The sequence below is a fragment of the Rhodohalobacter sp. genome (genome assembly GCF_034521535.1).
In the GTDB taxonomy this organism is placed as follows: Bacteria; Bacteroidota; Rhodothermia; order Balneolales; family Balneolaceae; genus Rhodohalobacter.
This window is the reverse complement of sequence record NZ_JAXHMF010000005.1, coordinates 1,135,447-1,154,771: the sequence shown is the minus strand read 5'-3', so window position 1 is coordinate 1,154,771 and position 19,325 is coordinate 1,135,447. Positions and strand designations below refer to the sequence as shown.

The 19,325-nt window shown below is 43.3% G+C and carries 14 protein-coding genes; 6 read left to right on the top strand and 8 right to left on the bottom strand.

Features of this window, described 5'->3' with window-relative positions; translation table 11 throughout:
* The first annotated feature begins 232 nt into the window (after positions 1-232).
* Both U5K35_RS11925 and U5K35_RS11920 read left to right on the top strand, forming a co-directional pair.
* Complete coding sequence (locus U5K35_RS11925; RefSeq protein ID WP_322571688.1) at positions 233-3,199, top strand: amidohydrolase family protein; 2,967 nt, start codon at positions 233-235, stop codon at positions 3,197-3,199.
* 68 nt (positions 3,200-3,267) lie between these two features.
* Positions 3,268-4,551 carry an amidohydrolase family protein gene (locus tag U5K35_RS11920; RefSeq protein WP_322571687.1) on the top strand — a complete coding sequence of 428 codons (1,284 nt, stop codon included), beginning with the start codon at positions 3,268-3,270 and terminating at the stop codon, positions 4,549-4,551.
* 338 nt (positions 4,552-4,889) lie between these two features.
* On the opposite strand, the gene U5K35_RS11915 is transcribed toward U5K35_RS11920, so the two are convergent.
* The 3 genes from U5K35_RS11915 to dnaG form a co-directional block, all read right to left on the bottom strand.
* Positions 4,890-5,696, bottom strand: a complete 807-nt coding sequence (locus tag U5K35_RS11915) for an inositol monophosphatase family protein (protein ID WP_322571686.1) — start codon at positions 5,694-5,696, stop codon at positions 4,890-4,892.
* Between the two features lie 63 nt (positions 5,697-5,759).
* Positions 5,760-6,113: a four helix bundle protein gene (locus tag U5K35_RS11910; protein ID WP_322571685.1), complete on the bottom strand. Its 354-nt coding sequence runs from the start codon at positions 6,111-6,113 to the stop codon at positions 5,760-5,762.
* 86 nt (positions 6,114-6,199) lie between these two features.
* Entirely contained in the window at positions 6,200-8,203 is a 2,004-nt protein-coding gene (gene dnaG, locus U5K35_RS11905) for a DNA primase (RefSeq protein ID WP_322571684.1), read from the bottom strand.
* Between the two features lie 262 nt (positions 8,204-8,465).
* Between dnaG and sucD the strand changes: the two genes are divergently transcribed.
* Positions 8,466-9,332: a succinate--CoA ligase subunit alpha gene (gene sucD / locus U5K35_RS11900; protein ID WP_322571683.1), complete on the top strand. Its 867-nt coding sequence runs from the start codon at positions 8,466-8,468 to the stop codon at positions 9,330-9,332.
* 631 nt (positions 9,333-9,963) lie between these two features.
* A complete protein-coding gene (locus U5K35_RS11895) occupies positions 9,964-10,188 on the top strand; it encodes a hypothetical protein (protein ID WP_322571682.1) in 225 nt (74 codons plus the stop codon).
* A 35-nt stretch (positions 10,189-10,223) separates the two neighbouring features.
* On the opposite strand, the gene U5K35_RS11890 is transcribed toward U5K35_RS11895, so the two are convergent.
* From U5K35_RS11890 to U5K35_RS11880, 3 genes are all read right to left on the bottom strand, one after another.
* Positions 10,224-10,844, bottom strand: coding sequence for a 2OG-Fe(II) oxygenase (locus tag U5K35_RS11890; protein WP_322571681.1), 621 nt, complete (start codon positions 10,842-10,844; stop codon positions 10,224-10,226).
* A 106-nt stretch (positions 10,845-10,950) separates the two neighbouring features.
* A complete protein-coding gene (locus U5K35_RS11885) occupies positions 10,951-12,222 on the bottom strand; it encodes a glucose-1-phosphate adenylyltransferase (protein ID WP_322571680.1) in 1,272 nt (423 codons plus the stop codon).
* Between the two features lie 9 nt (positions 12,223-12,231).
* Positions 12,232-13,668: a glycogen/starch synthase gene (locus tag U5K35_RS11880; protein ID WP_322571679.1), complete on the bottom strand. Its 1,437-nt coding sequence runs from the start codon at positions 13,666-13,668 to the stop codon at positions 12,232-12,234.
* A gap of 220 nt (positions 13,669-13,888) precedes the next feature.
* On the opposite strand from U5K35_RS11880, the gene U5K35_RS11875 reads away from it, so the two are divergent.
* Positions 13,889-14,821, top strand: coding sequence for an ABC transporter ATP-binding protein (locus U5K35_RS11875; protein WP_322571678.1), 933 nt, complete (start codon positions 13,889-13,891; stop codon positions 14,819-14,821).
* The gene (locus tag U5K35_RS11870; RefSeq protein ID WP_322571677.1) at positions 14,818-16,119 is read left to right on the top strand and encodes an ABC transporter permease; all 1,302 of its coding nucleotides are present in this window, start codon (positions 14,818-14,820) and stop codon (positions 16,117-16,119) included. Before U5K35_RS11875 ends, U5K35_RS11870 begins: the two co-directional genes overlap by 4 nt.
* Before the next feature lie 53 nt (positions 16,120-16,172).
* On the opposite strand, the gene U5K35_RS11865 is transcribed toward U5K35_RS11870, so the two are convergent.
* Both U5K35_RS11865 and hisN read right to left on the bottom strand, forming a co-directional pair.
* Entirely contained in the window at positions 16,173-18,497 is a 2,325-nt protein-coding gene (locus tag U5K35_RS11865) for a HEAT repeat domain-containing protein (protein ID WP_322571676.1), read from the bottom strand.
* Positions 18,490-19,269, bottom strand: coding sequence for a histidinol-phosphatase (gene hisN, locus U5K35_RS11860; protein WP_322571675.1), 780 nt, complete (start codon positions 19,267-19,269; stop codon positions 18,490-18,492). Before hisN ends, U5K35_RS11865 begins: the two co-directional genes overlap by 8 nt.
* Positions 19,270-19,325: the final 56 nt, after the last annotated feature.

Genomic DNA, 19,325 nt, shown 5'->3' with positions numbered 1-19,325 from the left:
CTTCGTGTGAAAACGAAGTGCCTTTTTTTTGCTCCTCTATTTACATCTTTTTTCGTCAGCTACCCTCCTCTTTCGATATTTTATTTTGAATAGCAGCATGGTTTAATAAATTGTCTAAGATTGGCATTTTCCAGATGGCTTAAAAAACCCTGCTCAATCAGTTCGTGTACTCCTTAGCACTTTTATTGATCTCAACTCTCTTCAACTAAAACCTGAACCATATTCAGATTCTATGAATCATTTGTACCATCTCATTGACAATATTTTTAAAACATTTGTTAAGTGTCTGTCTCTTTTGATGATCACCATTGCCCTTCCGGCACTGCTGGTTGCTCAAACCGCCCCTACTGACGGCATGAAAGACAACACGCCTAACGTTCATGCATTCACAAATGCAACCATTATAACCGCACCCGGTCAATCCATCAGCAACGCCACGCTGGTGATCCGTAACGGCGTGATTGAAGCCGTTGGAAGACGCGTTTCCCCACCCGCCGATGCCCGCATCTGGGACATGGAAGGGAAAACACTTTACCCCGGATTTATAGATTCCTACAGCGATGTTGGAATGAATGAACCGCGTGTTGAACTCGATCGGGGCAACAACTCCTGGAATCCGAATTTAAGAGCTCATCTAAAAGCAGAACAGGAATTTGATACGGAAGATGACGGAAGTGAAGCTTTGAGAAGTCAGGGTTTTACGACGGCTCTATCGATGCCGCCACTCGGTATTTTTAAAGGTGAAGCGGCCATAATGAGTCTGAAAGACGGTGAAGTTTCCGATCGAGTGGTAAAGAAAGATATTGCACAGGGAGTAACCTTATCCCGCACCTGGGATTTTGGTTTCACCTACCCTACATCCCAGATTGGAGTAATAGCTCTGATACGTCAGACTCTCTATGATGCAGACTGGTACGAAAGAGCACATGAAACTTATCGAAACAACCCGTCATTGGAAAGACCGGAATCGAATGCACCGCTTGGCGCGTTGTATGATGCCGTTCAAGGGAATCAGCCAATGATTTTTCACACAACCAGTGATGAAGAAATTTTACGGGCCCTTCGGTTCAAAAATGAATTTAACTCTGTCAATCCCTGGATTCTGGGCAACGGCCACGAATACAAGGTTCTGGATGTTTTAAGTGAGCATAACCCTCCCCTGATTTTACCACTGGCATACCCAGAAGCACCTGATGTAAAAACTCCGGAGGATGCGCTCAGTGAAGATCTTGCTGATCTGCGCCACTGGTATCTTGCTCCGGAAAATCCGGCGAAAGTGGCTGCTGCAGGGCTGGAGTTTTCACTCACTGCGGCAGGACTCGAAAAACCGGAGGATTTCCTGAAGAATCTTAGAAAAGCTGTACAGCTGGGTCTGGACAAAGAGACTGCACTTGCTGCATTAACATCCAACCCTGCCAACCTTTTGGGGATCAGCTCCACACACGGAACACTCGAAGCTGGTAAAGCTGCAAACTTTATAATAGCTGATGGCGACCTTTTCGAAAATGGGTCTAAAATCATCGACCTCTGGGTTGATGGTTCTCACTACCGCATCAACCACGAAAACATGCATGATCCGCGCGGTGAATGGGAAATCGTTTCAACCGACGGTTCTATTGACGGAACCCTGAATGTTGAAGGAGCATCTCCGGGAAAAATGAACGGAACTTTTGCCATTAACGGCAATGAAATTGATCTGATGTCTGTCTCCATGCAGGATCAGGCCAGACGATTCAGAGCTGATTTTTCCGGCAACGATCTTGGCCTCGAAGGTCCGGTGCGATTAACGGCTTCAATAGACGGTAATAATCTCAGAGGCTGGGCAGAGGTAACCGGCAGAGACCGTGTTCAGTTTAGTGCAACTCGAACCGGGTCTGCATTTGAAAGTGAATCAGAAGATTCAACCGAAACACTGAATCGCGACCTTCAGCTCTCCGAATTGCGTCCTGCCATGGAGTATGGCCGTGAATCTATTCCAGAACAGCCCGGAAATGTTCTTGTCCGAAATGCCACAATCTGGACAATGGGTCCTGAAGGTATTCTCGAAAATGCAGATATGCTGGTCAGCAGCGGAGAGGTTTCAGAAATAGGCCAAAACCTTCGCGCTCCCCGAAACGCTGTGGTCATTGATGCGGAAGGAAAACACGTCACTCCGGGATTGATCGACGCGCACATTCACTCCGGTGTGAATGGTGTAAACGAAATTGGAAATGTGATCACCGCAGAAGTTCGTATGGGTGATGTACTGGACATCAACAACATCTGGATGTATCGTCAGCTTGCAGGTGGTTTAACTACCGCTCACGTAATGCACGGCTCTGCGAATCCAATTGGCGGACAGAATGTACACATCAAAATGCGATGGGGATCTCTATCTGATGATCTCAAAATTGAGGATGCTCCCCGAACCGTAAAATTTGCGCTGGGTGAAAATCCCAAACGCGTTGGTTCAGACCGCTACCCGGAAACACGGATGGGTACCGAGCAGATGATTGAAGATCGTTTCAGAATGGCTCGCGATTATGAAGCCCGCTGGAATGAGTGGAATGAAACCGGAGAGGGAATTCCGCCTCGAAAAGATCTGAGGATGGACGCGTTACGGGATATTCTTAATGGTGATATTCTGGTTCAATCTCACAGTTACCGACAGGATGAAATTCTGATGCTGATGCGTCTGGCTGAGCGTTTTGATTTCAAAATCAAAGCATTCCATCACGGTGTTGAAGCGTACAAGGTAGCTCCTGAACTTGCAGAACACGGAGCCGGAGCCGTTGTGTGGTCCGATTGGTCATCATTTAAAATTGAGGCCCAGGACGGAATTCTCTACAACGCCAAACTGCTCACAGAAGCGGGTGTACTCACCTCCCTTCACTCCGACAACAGCCAGATTTCCTCGCGCATGAACTGGGAAGCGGCTAAGATGGTACGTGCCGGAATGGAACCTGAAGATGCTCTGGCGTTGGTTACTATAAGTACTGCCAAGCTTCTTGGTGTAGACCATCGTGTTGGATCGCTCGAAAACGGTAAAGATGCCGATTTTGTGATCTGGAACGGAGATCCGCTCTCAACCCTAACCAAGGCAGAACAGACCTGGGTAGACGGCCGGAAATATTTCGACCTCGAGGAAGACCGGGAGCTACGGCGAACGGTTGAGGAAGAGCGCGCACAGCTGATCCAATTGATTATGGAGGAGAAGTAATGAAATATTTCAACCCAACTCCTCAATCCAATCAATACAATCGTTTGAACACCAAAACCTTTTTTACCATGAAAAACCTAATCTTGTCACTTTCTCTGTTTGCAGTGTGCTTGATGTTTGCTCCCGCTTTGGAAGCGCAAATACCGGCTCCAAAACAGAGTGAACCCATCGCACTCGTAGGCGGCACCATCCATACTCTGGCCGGTGATGTGATTGAAAATGGAACCATTCTTTTTGAGGATGGCAAAATCACGGCTGTTGGAACCAATGTTAATGTTCCGTCCGGTGCACGCACAGAAGATGTTACCGGAAAACATATCTACCCGGGACTCATCGACTCCCACAATCAGATGGGAATTTATGAAATCGGAGCCGTTGACATGACCGTGGATGTTAACGAGCAGGGATCGATTAACCCAAATATTCTGCCGGAAAGAGCCTTCCATCCGGAAAGCCGACATATCGGTATTGCTCGCTCTGCGGGTGTTTTAACATCTGTAACATCTCCCGGCGGCGGATTGATCTCCGGTCAGTCATCAGCCATGAAAATGGACGGCTGGGCCTGGGATGAAATGATACTGAAATCGAGCACCGGCCTGATTGTAAACTGGCCCAACCCCGGCAGCGACGACTATGAAGATAATCTTCGCAGGGTAAGGGACACATTTGCGGATGCAAAAGCTTACCGAACTGCGCGTGAAGCGATGAATGCAGGAGATGCGCAGCGGCATGACCTCGATACGCGCTGGGAAGCGATGATTCCCGTACTGAACGGTGATGTACCTGTTGTCGTCAATGCGTCGGAAGTTCGACAGATCCAGGATGCAATTACCTGGTCTGAAGAGGAAGGCGTACGGCTGATTATTTTAGGCGGAGCCGATTCGCATCTTGTAACCGAGCATCTTCGTGCAAAACAGATTCCGGTTATCATAACCAGTGTACTCACCTCTTCAAACAGAGACTGGGAAAGCTATGATGCACGATACAGTCTGCCTTCCAAACTTCATGAAGCAGGAGTACAGTTTGCCATTGCCGGCGGATCCAGTGCACCTTACGCACATCGGCTCCCTTATGAAGCCGGTGCAGCCGCCGCTTTCGGCTTGGATGCAGACACTGCGCTCAGAGCACTCACAACCTATCCTGCAACCATTCTTGGCCTGGACGATCGAATCGGAACCCTTGAGGTTGGAAAAGATGCAACACTTCTGATTACAACCGGAAACCCGATTGAGTACAGCACACAGATTGAACAGGTTTACGTGGAAGGAAGGGAAAGTGACATGATGGACATGCATCGCCAGCTCTACCAAAAATACCGCGAAAAAGTTGACCAGCGAAATGCGGAGAAGTAATTAATCGTCAGCGTCTGACAGCGGTCTGAAGCGTCTGATTAAGGCTCAGCTACAGCGACCTGAAACATGGGTATCGAATTTGAGAGATATCATCAGACGTATCGAAGTCAACTGTTAGTAGGTATTACACCGTCAGACGGTTCTTTTTAACCTCAGTTCGACATAAAATTTTGGAAAAGTGTCAGGGGTGGTTTTCTTTCATTGCCAAGGATTTAAAGTTAGAAAATTGGGACCCGGCTTTGTTTCAACCTCCCCTAAATCCCCTCCTTGGAAAAGGAGGGGACTTTTCTTATCCAAATTCAAAGTTTTTATTTTGAACTCACATTTTTAGAAAAACCTCAAACAACTACTTCTCTCTGCTCTTTTGGGATAAACTCTTCAATCCGATCCAGAAGCAGCTGATGAATCTTCGGATTCCCTGCAATGATTCGCTGACCAAAAAGCCAGCCGTCTCCGCCATTCCAGTCACTGATTACACCGCCTGCTTCTTTTACAATAAGCGCGGCCGCGGCAACATCCCATGCGTGGAGAGAATATTCAAAAAAACCGTCGAATCTTCCGCAGGCTGTACAACAAAGATCAAAGGTAGCAGCCCCGGGTCGACGAATACCCTGCAGTTCTTCCATCAGATGTCTGAAAAGATTCAGGTAGGATTCAACAAGAGAGAGGTCATTGTAAGGAAATCCGGTACCGATAAAGGCATCCCTGGGATTTGAGGTTCTGGACACATAAATCCTCTCACCGTTCAACCAAGCACCCTCACCGGCAACCGCCGTAAACTCCTCGTTACGGTTTACTTCAATCACCACACCCACTTTTGGCTGTTTATTTTCCCACAAGGCAACAGAAACACAGTAGACCGGAAAGTCGTGTGCAAAATTGGTGGTGCCGTCAATAGGGTCAATAATCCAGGTGCGCACATCACTCAGCTTTTCGTGAGCTTCCGTCTCCTCGGCCAAAATTTCATCGTCCGGACAGTGCTCTTTAATAAAAGCCAAAATATTTTTCTCCGTATCCAGATCGGCGTCAGTAACCAAATCGTGATGTCCCTTCTCTCGCGTATTCAACGCTTTCGACTGATAGCTTTTGATCGTCTCAACGCCTTTTCGGGCAGCGCTTAAAGCAACATTAAGATTGTCATTCATAATATCTTTAGGTATAGCAGTTAAAATTCGAATTTCCGAAATCCCAAATCCGATTAAATGAGATCAATCGGATGAATTTCTTATGATAGCGCCAAATATTTTTTCAAGCTCAATGGCTTCATTTATCAAATTTTGTTTTGGCACATCTTTTTCCAGCCCTGTGTCAATAAGTTTTAGAAATAACCTGGACTCTTTTATCTCTTTACGGCAAATTTTTATTCTGTAGATAAAATCCTTTCTGCTCACAGCCTCATTTGCTTCTATGTAGTTTGCTCCAACTGAGCCACTGGCTCTTCCAAGTTGTTTACAGTCATCTACATTAGTTAATGTCTTTGGTACATGCTTAATAAACGACCGGATATCTTTAGCGAACTTATATGTTCTCTCCTCCAGGTCATATTTATTATCGCTCCCCATATTTAATTAGCAAGTTTTCGGATTTCGGATTTAGAATTTCGGATTTTTAAATATTTAGTTATTCAACATCAATTTATCAATCAAATCTACTCTTCTCCTTTCATCTTATACTCAAAACGTCCTGAGATAGAGGCTGAGCTGTCGTTTTTCAGGAAATCGGGGTCTTCGAAAAGTTCATCTGCAGATATTTTTTGTATTCTTGTGATCTCTTTCTGAACCTTGGTCATTGTTTTCATCAGCTTCGACTTTTCATCACCCTGACTGTTTTTCATACGCTCGGTAATCTCTCTTCGCTTTCTCTCCAGATAGTAGAGCCTGAGCGGTTTCATCGAGTACTTAGCCGTTTTAAAAGGATTCCGGTCTTTTTTGACATCATTCCCGGTTTTCTGATTGTACTTTTCACTAACCGAATATCGCTCTAAAACAATATCCCCAACCAAAGTCGGAAATGGCTTTTCCCGGTTTGTATAGTGCTGAACCGTAACCTCTTCGTCCTCCAAATGGCGTTTGATAATATCTTCGTAAAAGTCACGAAGTTCATCATCCTCAAAGTGATCGTCCGCAATATTATGTCCAATAAATTTGATCATTCTCTCGCCGTACTGCAGCATCAGACGAATAATCTCTTTTTCGTAATGCGGTTTCTTCTTTGAGGCAGTCTGCCGGTCCGGTTCATTTTCATTTTGCTGAATCGGATGCTCATCTCCCACCGGATGCGGTACAGGGGCTGACGGGGCCGATTGATTTCTCTCTTTATACCGGTTTCGCTTCTGCTGTTCAGCAACGATTTTATCCAGCAGCTGGAATAGCTCACGGTCGCTCCCCTTCCGATATTTTTGAGTTTGCTGATGCAGATGTTGAACATAAACCTGACGGTCCAGCTCCTCAGGAATTAACGCAATACTTTCCAGTACGGATTTTATCGCGGCAGTCCGATCTCCCGGGCTCTCCATTCTTCCCTCCTTTTCCGCTTTGTGGATTGAGAACGTAACAAAATCCTCCGCGTTCTTTTTCTTGAACTCCATAAAAGAGTCACCGCCAAACTGCTTCACAAAAGAGTCTGGGTCTTCACCGTCGGGAAGCTGCATCAAAAAGACCTCCATGCCCTGTTCAAGGGCGATATCCATTCCACGCTCCATCGCTTTTTGTCCGGCACTGTCGGCATCGTAAATCATCACAATCCGGTTTCCGTACCTCTGCAAAATCTTTATCTGTCCCGTCGTAAGTGATGTACCGCTCGATGAAACCACATTCTTCACGCCGTGCTGATGCATGGTAATCACATCCGTGTACCCTTCAACCAGAATTACTTCGCCCTCTTTGCGAATGTCGTTCTTGGAAAAGTTGACGCCATAAACCACTTCACTTTTGTTGTAGACAATGGTTTGAGCCGAGTTTACATACTTGGCGGTTTTTTTATCCTCATCGAGAATTCGACCTGCAAAAGCGATCACTTTACCGGATGGATTGAAGATCGGAAACATCAGGCGATCGCGGAACGTGTCATAAAATCCATCGCCTCGGTTACTCGGCTTTACCAGGTCGGCTTCGGCAAGATACTCTTCAGGTATTCCATCTTTAACCGCTTCTTTAAGCAGAACTGAATTGTTGGGTGCGTAACCCAGACCAAACTTTTTGATGACCGATTTGTCGTATCCCCGCTTTTTGAGATAAGCCCTCGCTTTCTCCGCATCCTCCGATTCAAACAGGTGCCTGTAGAAGAATAGGCCGGCATATTTTAATGCGTGATATACGCCCTCTCTCTTTTTAGTACGCTCGTCATCACCCTCAACATGTTCATCCGGAATATCAATACCGTAGCGGTCAGCCAGAGACCGAAGTGCTTCAGGGAAACCAACCCCTTCCATGGCCATCACAAAACTGAATACATCACCGCTCTCGCCGCACCCAAAGCATTTGTAGATTCCCATATTTGGGGTCACATGAAACGAGGGAGTCTTTTCATTGTGAAACGGACAGAGCCCCATAAACCCGCTTCCGGATTTTTTGAGCTTCACGTAATCGCCAACTACTTCGACGATATCTGCCGTCTCGCGAATTTCTTCTTTTTTGTTTTCGGGTATCATCATAATGCATGTTGAAAATACAAAATAGATCAGACTAAAAAGATGCGAGTTTCTAAAACATTAGCTTTTTGATCTCTTTGATCAGATACTTCTGATTAATGAAATTCGAGTATCCGTCAGTTATATTTTTTTCATCTGGGTTATGCCATAGCAGATCATCGGTTTAACAAGATTTGTCAAATGCCCGCTTGGGAAAATCTGATCAATGATGGTATATTCACAGATAGATTTAAAATCAAAATTTTAAAACAAACTAACCTGATTCATGAGTGTATTAGTTGGTAAAGATACCCGGCTTATTGTGCAGGGTTTTACAGGCAGTGAAGGGACATTTCATGCCGAGCAAATGATTGAATACGGTACAAATGTAGTTGGTGGCGTCACTCCCGGAAAAGGTGGCCAAAAGCATTTAGACCGACCTGTTTTTAATACTGTAGTTGATTCCGTTAACGAAGAAGAAGCAAACACTTCTGTCATATTTGTTCCCCCACCGTTTGCGGCAGACGCCATTATCGAGTCGGCTCAAGCCGGGATTAAAGTCATTATCTGTATTACTGAGGGAATTCCAGTTCAGGATATGGTTAAAGCAAAAACAGTTTGTGACAATCACGGTGCAACTCTTGTAGGCCCAAACTGCCCCGGTGTGATTACTCCCGGCGAGGCTAAGGTTGGAATTATGCCTGCAATGATTTTCAAACCCGGTAACGTTGGTCTGATCTCCAGATCGGGAACCTTGACGTACGAAGCCGTAGATCAGCTCACAAAAGTTGGGCTGGGACAGAGTACGGCTATCGGAATTGGCGGTGATCCTGTGATTGGAACCAACCACACCGATGCCGTGAAGCTTTTCCAGGATGATCCGGATACCGATGCTATTGTACTGATCGGTGAAATTGGCGGATCTGCTGAGGAAGATGCTGCTGCTTACATCAAAGATAATGTTGACAAACCCGTTGTGGCATTTATCGCCGGAAGCACAGCACCTCCCGGACGACGAATGGGTCACGCCGGTGCAATTATCTCCGGTGGAAAAGGCGGTGCCGACGACAAAAAGAAAGCATTGAAAGATGCCGGAGTTACCGTTGCTGAAAGTCCGGCCGAAATTGGTGTTACACTGAAAGAGATTCTCTAAATCTTTTTCATTTTTAAGATTTATATAGCCACTCTGATTCTTCAGAGTGGCTTTTTTTATGCTTTGTTCTTTTTGATTTCCAAATCCTTTACTATTTGAAATCACAACTGTCCAAAATATTTCAGATGATAACGGTTATGAATAGAATTTCTTTAAACCCGAGTTCGATTTTAAGATTATGATAAAAGACGCTGACGCTATCCAAAAAGTGAATCAACACAGAAACAAGCTTAAATAATTTAGACTTTAAATCCCTCTCTATTAGTTAGAGAGGGATATAGGGTGAGTCTGAAGGAAAAAACTAAATTATTTAAGCGCTTTTCAAACTAAGTACCTTTTTGGACAGCCTCCTGGTGCGGTTACGAAACTTTTGTTTAAGCAAAAAACCAAAAACTGAGCTGTGGCCCTTTTCAACCACCCCTAAGTCCCCTCCTTGGAAAAGAGGGGATTTTCAAGCAACAAAATCAACGCATTATTAATCGAACTCAGGTTTTAACCCATAATTAAATTCTTCTTTCGAGCCTCAGATTTTCCTATTCTGAGGCTCATTTTTTGGGAACAATATTCCAGTACATCAGTTATCAAATAAGGGCCTAAATATTTATAAACCGTCTAAATTTCAGTAACCAAAATGAAAACGATACTAATCAGTATCTCCTTACTGTTTTTATCCATCTTGCTTGTTGTCGGTTGTGAAGTAATCGACAAAAACCTGCAAGAAGATAGTCAGCTCGAAACTGAGGTTATTCAGCAGACTTCAGATATTGAAGAAGCTCCCACCCTACAGAACAATACGGAATTGACAGATTTTGAAGATGACAACAAAGGTAAGTTGCAAAAAACCGATGATTCCTGATTGTCGATAATCTCTCCTTAAGTAATCAAGTTACTTTATATCAGATAACCCACAGAAGCCGGTTGATGCAACAGCCAACCGGTTAAGCTGTAGCGCGGCACATCTGTTCTTAACACCTCATGTTCTATCAAATCACTCTTGAATAGCAGCAGTCTCTTAGCAATTGGCTCAACAACTATTTCCTGATCTTCTTTATAAATTACCAGCTCTCCGCCGTCTCCCTTCTTCCAATTTTCATTCAGATAGATCAGAACGGTAATTTGACGATTTGACCGTTCATTGAATTGATCGAGATGTCGATCATAGTGAGATCCTTCAGGGTATTTTGCAATATGAAACTCAGATCCCGATAAACTCAGAAAACAGAATCTTTTCAGTTTTGAAATCAAGTCATTTACAATTTCAAAAAAAGCAGCTAACTGGGTATCCCGGCTCTCATCAAGCCAGTAGATAAAATCGCCTCGCACAGACGATTCAATTTGAAACTCACCGGATGTTCCGATTCCTGCTTTTTTAAGATGATCATTCTCCTCTGCCTGTTTGAAAAATTTCATAATCAGGCTGAATTGCTCGTCCGACAAGAAGTCGTCTACAACAACGAAGTCATCCTCTGCAAGTTTATCAAACCACTGAATCCACTGCTCATCCGTATACATAGTTATGCAAAATTTTATATTGGCCTGACCAAAAAAGATGTCAGAAAAAATATAAAATTACGCACTTCTCCCGAAATCAGGAACAGTTCTCAAAATTAAATTTCGGCTAAATCGTGTGTCCGTCCGGTATAACCGTACCCTTTGGAATAATTACTATTCCATCTACGACATGATGATGTTCAAATTCACCATCTTCGAGCTGTGGTCCGCCTACAATTCGAACATCATTTCCAATTCGCACATTTTTGTCGATGATGGCATGACTGATGTAGCATCTCTGCCCGATTCCCATCAGAGGCATCTCACCGCTTTGTTTGTCTAAATCGTCCGGAGTCGGGAAATTATCATTTCCCATTATAATAGAAGACTCAATTGTAGTTCCTTTACCGATTCTGGATCGAATACCAATCACCGAGCGCTCCAGTCGGCTAGCTTCAATTATACATCCCTCTGCAACAATGACCCGCTCCAATGAGGTTCCGGTAAGTTTTGATGTTGGCAGAAGTCGAGCCCGTGTGTAAATCAGACGCTCGTTATCATAAAGGTTGAATTTTGGCAGTGTTTCGGTGAGAGCAAGGTTTGCTTCAAAAAATGAGGCAATTGTACCAATATCGGTCCAATAACCCACAAAAGGATAGCTGTTTACTTTAGCACCCTCATCAATTGCCTTTGGAATAATCTCCTTCCCAAAATCAGTCGCATCGGGATTCTCTTCAAATAGCCGGATCAGATCTGCTTTGTTAAACACATAGATACCCATGGATGCCAGGTATATTTTTCCTTGCGCTTCCTGTTCAGGTGAAGTTTTAGAAGACCATTTCGATAACTCTTCGGGAGCGGGTTTTTCAACAAACGAGTCGATGACTCCCTCTTTATTGGTTTTCATTATTCCAAAACCGGGAGCATCATTCGCATCAACAGGAATTGTGGCTACCGTAAGATTAGCCTTTTGTTCTTTATGATCTTTAATCAGCTTATCATAATCCATTTGATAGAGTTGATCACCTGACAGAACCAACACATAATCATATTCATGGTTTGCCATGTGATGAATGGATTGACGCACGGCATCCGCTGTTCCCTGAAACCAATTGCTGCTATCGGGTGTCTGTTCAGCCGCCAGAATATCTACAAACCCATGTGAGAACACATCGAAGTTATATGTATTTTTGATATGCGCGTTCAAGGAAGCTGAATTGAACTGGGTAAGTACATAAATCTTTCTAATTCCGGAGTTCAAGCAGTTTGAAATCGGAATATCCACCAAACGATACTTACCCGCAATTGGCACGGCAGGTTTACTTCTGTGATAAGTTAGAGGGTTTAATCTTGTGCCTCTTCCTCCCCCGAGGATAATAGCGATTGTATTCTCTTTCATAGTTGACCCTTATTTATTAAGCAATGAACGATATAGTTTGATGTAATTGCCGGTAGAACTTTTCCATGAATAGTCGAGCGACATCACATGCTTTACTTTCTTATTAAATAACTCTTTTTTATTGAATAGTTCCACTCCTCTTTCAACGGCTTCGATTGCCTGATCCAAATCAAACTCATCAAATACAACTCCGTAGCCATCTTTTTCCTCAAAATCTATGACCGTGTCGGCCAAGCCACCTGTTTTTCTAACCACCGGAATAGTACCATATCGCATGGCATAAAGTTGATTTAAACCGCAAGGCTCAACCCGGGAAGGCATTAGCAGAAAGTCACTTCCGGCGTAAATCTGATGAGCTAATTTTTCGTTGTACTCAAGGCGCGTATCAAAGTAACCAACATATTCACTCTGCAGGCTTTCAAAAATTTGGTGCAGACCCGGATCCCCAGTTCCCAATACCAAAAATGAAGCTTCAATTCCATTTTTATGGCAGCTTTTTATCAGTTCAGGTAAAAGATCTGCGCCTTTCTCACGGACTAATCTCCCGATAAAAGAGAACAATGGACGTTTTTGATTTATTGAAAATTCATCACAAAGCTCTTTCTTATTCTTCTTCTTACCTGACTTGAAATTTTTTATTGAGTAGTGATCGGATATATACGGGTCATCGGCAGGATTCCAAACATCGGCATCAATTCCATTGACAATACCTACTGTTTTATCCTTTTCATGGCGAAGCAGCTGTTCCAACCCGTGACAATATTCCAGCAACTCTTCCATGTATCCTTCAGAAACCGTTGTCACCTGCCACGCTGATTTAATCCCGGCAGCCAGCGAGTTGAGCGTTCCATCCCAATCCAGCAAACCAATTTTTTCCAGATTAAATGCAGGTAATAACTCATAATCTTCCTGATCATACCTGCCCTGGTATTCACCGTTATGAATGGTGATTATGGACGGGACATTTTTAAAGGCTTCATAACGAAATGCCTGGCTCATCATAAATGGAACAAGCGCTGTATGATGATCGTGTGAGTGAATGATATCCGGCTCAAAATCAAAATTTATAAGCCATTCTAAAGCCGCAATCTGAAAGCTGATAAACCGCTCTTTTTCATCCCAATATCCGTGCCCCGACCAGGGATCTATGTAAACACCAGGCCGGTCAAATCGCCCCGGTATATCTATCACGTAAAGATCAAACTCTTTGTTCTCTTCGATTTTGAAAACTCTGAAGTAGAACCAGTCATTATAAAAAGGTGCTTGCCCTTCATAAACCTGAGTCTTTTTAGCCTCTGTCAGTTTAGTGTTATGGTAGTAAGGCAGGATAACCATGCAGTTATGGCCACTCTGGTTCAGATATTTTGGTAAAGCCCCGACTACATCTCCAAGTCCCCCGGCTTTGGCATAGGGATAACACTCAGCCGAAATGTGTACAATATTCATACTTCGTTTTTGAAACTATTAATAAAAAAGCTCGTAGCGTTCTTCGATCATTGAATTAAGAAAATAATTCAAAACCTGCAATCCAACATCAGATTAATAAATCTGCATTAATAAAAGATGAAATTTATTACGAATCACTTATTTTTGCATTCTTTAGTTTGTTAAAAGTAATCTATGTGCTATCATCATCTAAAATCAATCTTTTAAATATCCTATTTAAATGAGTGTCACTATATCCGTTCAGAACGTCAGCAAAAGCTTTGGTGAAACAAAGGCTGTTGACAATGTATCATTTGAAGCAGAAAAGGGACGTATTTTTGGTTTACTGGGACCTAACGGTGCCGGAAAAACCACAACCATTCGAATGATTAACTACATCACCTTGCAGGATAATGGGAAAATCTTCATTAACGACCTGCCGGTGAGTCCGAAAACTCAAAAAATGATTGGCTACATGCCCGAAGAACGGGGCTTGTATAAAAAGATGAAAGTCGGTGAGCAGCTGATGTATCTTGCTCAGCTAAAAGGAATGAATAAAGCGGATGCAAGAGAAAAAATCACCTATTGGCTGAAAAGATTTAATGCATACGACTGGCACTCAAAAGTAGTTGGTGAACTCTCAAAAGGGATGAGCCAGAAAATTCAGTTCATCTCAACGATTGTTCACAACCCTGAAATTTACATTTTTGATGAACCCTTTAGCGGGCTCGATCCGATTAACAGTGAACTCCTTAAAGAGATTATTATTGAACTGAAAGAGAAGGGAAATACTATCCTATTCTCTACCCATAGAATGGAACAGGTTGAACAGATGTGTGATGATATTTGCCTGTTCAATAACGGGAAAGTTGTACTGACCGGGAATCTGAGACAAATCAAAAAGGATTACGGAAAGAACACTGTTCTTCTGGAGTTTCAGGGAGACAGCAGTTTCCTGGATGAACTCGATGACGTGCGAATCAATAACCGCTCAACCAATTTTGCCGAAATCCGGATTTTAAATGGTTTAAACCCGCAGGAAATTCTAAAAAAAGCGATGCAGAATTCAGAAATTCACAAATTCCAACTGGTTGAACCTTCGTTGAACGAAATTTTCATATCTACAGTGGGCGAAGATAATATCAAAATGCAGCAGGAGGCCGAGTTACAATGAACTGGAGGCAAACCTATTTAGTACTCAAACGGGAATATCTTACACGAGTTAAAAGCAAGGGATTTATCTGGGCTACGATCCTGGTCCCTCTCGGATTTGCCGTATTAATTGGCGTCGGTATTTTTATCGCCGCCTGGGATAGCGAGATTGAATTTACCATTGGCGTTTATGACGAAACCGGGGAAGTTGTTGCAAATCTTCAGGAGATAGACGAAAGCCGCTATGCCGATTATTCCGACGTCCCCGAAGACACATTACGTGCTATGGTTCAACGGGAAGAAATAACCGGTTATGTGATTGTTAACGAATCTCACATCAGTGAGAACCAAAACCTCGAGCTGATTTACAGCGGTAGCGGTGGTCTGCAGCTCTTAACAGCCGTGCGTTCAGATTTCAGAGAATCTATCCGTCAGGAAAGGCTTAGGCGAAAAGAGGTCAGTCAGGATATTCGAAATATATTTGAAAGCAGTGTTACAATTGACTCCCGAAGATTAAATAATGAAGGCGAAGAGACAGACGATGATACCGAATTTCTCTCCGTTGTTGGGATGTTTATGGGTCTGATCATCTTTGGAGCGATATTTGGCTATGGCGGATATATTATGCGCGGAGTAATAGAGGAGAAAACCAACAGAATTATCGAGGTAATCGCCTCTTCAGTCAGACCCATTGAACTTCTGACCGGTAAAATGGCCGGTGTTGGAGCAATTGCAATCACACAGTTCGGTGTCTGGATTTTAGCTTTTACAGGCCTCTCAGCCATTGCCGGGCCACTGGCAGCTTCGGTATTGGGATCTGACGCGGCAGCTTCGCAAATGCCCGGTGAGCTGGCAGAAGCTGAACAACAGCTTCCGGCAATTTTGGATATACCTACTCTGGAAACTTCTCTTATTGTCTATTTTGTCATTTTCTTTTTCCTGGGCTACCTGCTTTACAGTTCACTCTTTGCGGCTATTGGTTCTGCCGCAGATTCGGAAACGGATACACAGCAGTTGATGCTTCCCATATCAGCACCGATTTTTATCGCTTACATTATCATGTTTCATGCAATGCAGAGTCCGGATAGCACACTATCAGTGGTTGGATCGTTGATTCCATTCTTCTCTCCTATTTTGATGATCACCCGTATTGCCATTACAGAAGTACCTTTTTGGCAAACTTCAACCGCAATACTATTGATGATACTCTCATTTGTGGGAACCATGTGGTTGAGTTCTAAGATCTACCAGGTAGGAATTTTAAGCTATGGGAAAACAGCCAGTTTCAAAGATCTTGCAAAGTGGATTAAACAGTCTTAAGTAAAAACTTTAGTCAGGCCGCTTTCTGCGGTCTGACTTTTTTCAAAAAAAGTTCAGAATTGTTTCAAAGCTCTTCTCACACGCTCATCGTACTCTTCTGTCATTCTTCTTTCTAGCCATTCGCTTCTAAATGAACTGCTAACGCGATCCATCGCATTCAGTGATTGTACTCTTATTCTTGGATCCCGATCCTCTAACAGAGCCGGTAAACGATTTTCCCAACCTTCGCGGGATTGATCCGTCTCCATAATTAAATCCAGAACTTTTGAACGAACAGAGTAAGGAAACCCATCAGCTAAAAAGGTGCCGGCATACTGTACCGCGGCTTCTTTTTCTCCCTTGTCTGACAGTAAATTCAAAATAAACGGAACATCGTGAAGCAGACTTTCCTGTGTGATTAAATCCTCGGCAAGAATTTTAAAACGATCCCTATCCGTCACTTCATTAAGTGAGCGAACGGCTGCTGTCCTGATCTCACTGTTATCCGTTTGATTTGCAATAGACCGTAATCGGCCGATCACACTGTCACTCCCTCTAAAATTAGCCAGACCCTCTACTGCAGCCAACCGAACTTCAGAACTATAGTTTGACGACAGGTGATTGAATAGTGTTTGATCCGTTCCCGTTGCACCTTCTGTAACGGCCGAAAATGTTCTTAGAAGTTCTGCGTAGACCCCGGAATTTTCTTCATTCCGCATTCGGTCCTGTAGCGCCAGCTGAATATCAGGGTTATCCGAAAAGCCGGCCAACCCTTCAGCAGCTTCTTTTCGAAGTTCGGGATTATCAGCGTTTCTCAACTGATACATCCAAAATTCAAAAGGTTTTTGAACTTCAAGCCGGATATCATCCCTTCCCAAAATTGACAACTCAATGTTCTCTGTATTTGTAGATACATTTAAAACAGTAGTGTCAGATTCGCCTGTAAATGTAATTTCATTCTCTTTCTCATCAAGAAGCGAGTACTCTTTTACCCGGACGGTTACCAGTTCATTAACAGGATCTGCAGTAGCATCAAATGATATAGTAATATTCAGCCGGTCTTCATCCCAGCTCATCTCGGCCCGGTATACTTGATCTGAAGTCTCCTCTTTTGTTATCTCAGCTAATTCCGGTTTATCGAAATAAGGAATTCCTGAATCTTTGTAAATCTCCTTTGCAAGATCAGCCCAGCTTAAAACTCGTGACGATTCAGATAACAAAGAGTTATAAACCCTTTCGAAATGACTGCTGAATTTTTCATGAGTTCCCTCAGCAAAGTTATAGTGCCATTTTGAACTTAAACTTCCGTCAAATACGTGATACGGTTCGTCCGTTTTTTCGTACACATAATCCAGTTCAAAAAGATCATTTTGCGTCCATCCCTGAAACGCAGCAATGGCATCGGGGTCGCTCCACTGTTCAGCCCTAAAATGAGCCCCAAGCCAAACGCCAATCATTGCACGCTGCAACTGAGCTTCTAAATCTCCCCTGTTCAAATAAAGATAAATGATCCCTGCACCATAGGATTTTGTCTCCCAGAAATGATCATCTAGTACAACAATAGAGAGATCCCTGAACGGATAACCGATATTCAGGTTTTCATACAGTTTACCGTAAGTATCTACTGCAGATTGAAGCAGTTGGTCTGCCTGCAGATCAGAATTTTCAGAATAGATATTGATTTGATGGTCAGTTCGTCGTTCAAACATAGAGCTGTATTCCGACTGAAAATCAAAGTCGTTCTGAGTTGATGAGATTAATTTCAGATCTCCCATAGCAAAACCAATATCAACCGGAGACAGCGTTTTATTTGATGTAAAAGTGGTCGTCTCTTCTGAAACACTTTCGATTTCCATTGATGCCTTTCTGCCGTTTGATACAACTGTTTTTCCGGCCGGATGAGTGAAAATGAACTCAGAAGTAAACTCAACCCTGGGATGATCCGGTACAGGAAGCCAGTGAGAAGTAGTTAACGGTAGAAAGGATGTGAAAAATGTTCCTTTTGCAGTTTGAAAGTATCCGAATTCGGGAGTGGTTCTGTACTGAACTCTAAGTGAGATTTCATCCCCCCTTCCATAATCACCATCCGTTAAAATAACCAATTGATTATCTTCGATGTAGAACTCTTTACTCTCATCATTAATCACTGTGCCTAAAATTTCAATATCACGAGCATCAAAAACCAGAGAGTCAATGCCCTCAGCTTTAAGCTGAATCATATAGAGAAGATCTCCTTCTATGGATCCCGTATCGCTAATATTCAGTTCAGCGTCCAGATGACTAATCTCGAACGGTAACAGAGGATATGTTTCATAATCCCAGCTTTGAGCGGAAAGATTCTGTGTAAGTGCAAAAATGGAGATAAAAAATAGAAGTGATAGCGTAATTTTTTTAATCATCTTTTGTATCAAAAAGTGATAGAATTTCAGGTAGCAGTGATGAATTTGTTGAAATAGCGTTACCGGTTTTAATAGACGGCTTTCCATGAACATCGGTATACGAACCTCCGGCTTCCGTAACTATGGGTAACAACGCAGCAGCATCCCAGATATTTAAAATCGGATCGATCATGATATCTGCTCTTCCGGTCGCAACCATCATGTGTCCATAGGCGTCCCCCCAGGTTCTGTGAAGTCTGGTTCGCTTTAAAAGTTCCGAAAGTGGATCAGAAAACCCATGCTCTTTGAACGTAGTGACTTCCGTGGTTAGAAAAGTAGCTTTGGAAAGGTCGGCACACTCCCTTACACCGGCATTTTTGCCGTTTAAGGTGCAGCCGTGACCAACAGCAGCGGATACTATCTCTTCGAGTGCCGGAGCGTAAATAACGCCGATTTCAGGCTTATCCTGAATCAGGATACCAATCAAGGTTGTGTAGAAAGGAACACCGTGAATAAATGACTGAGTTCCGTCTATCGGATCCAACACCCACACCACTTCACTGTCTGTATTCTCTTCACCAAATTCTTCCCCAATAATCCCATGATCGGGGAACTGTTTATTTATCTGTTCACGAATCAGCTTTTCAGCAGTCTGATCCGCATTGGTTACGGGCGAGTCGTCTTCTTTAAACTCGAGCTGAAATGATTTCTTGAAGTATTTGAGCGTAGAGTCACCGCCAAGTTTTGCGAATTCCTCGGCTGCATGTCGTAATTCCGGTAGAGATTTAAGCATAAATATGTATCCATTATGATGTGGAAAGCTCCACATAAATTCTTTTTTAAAAGATA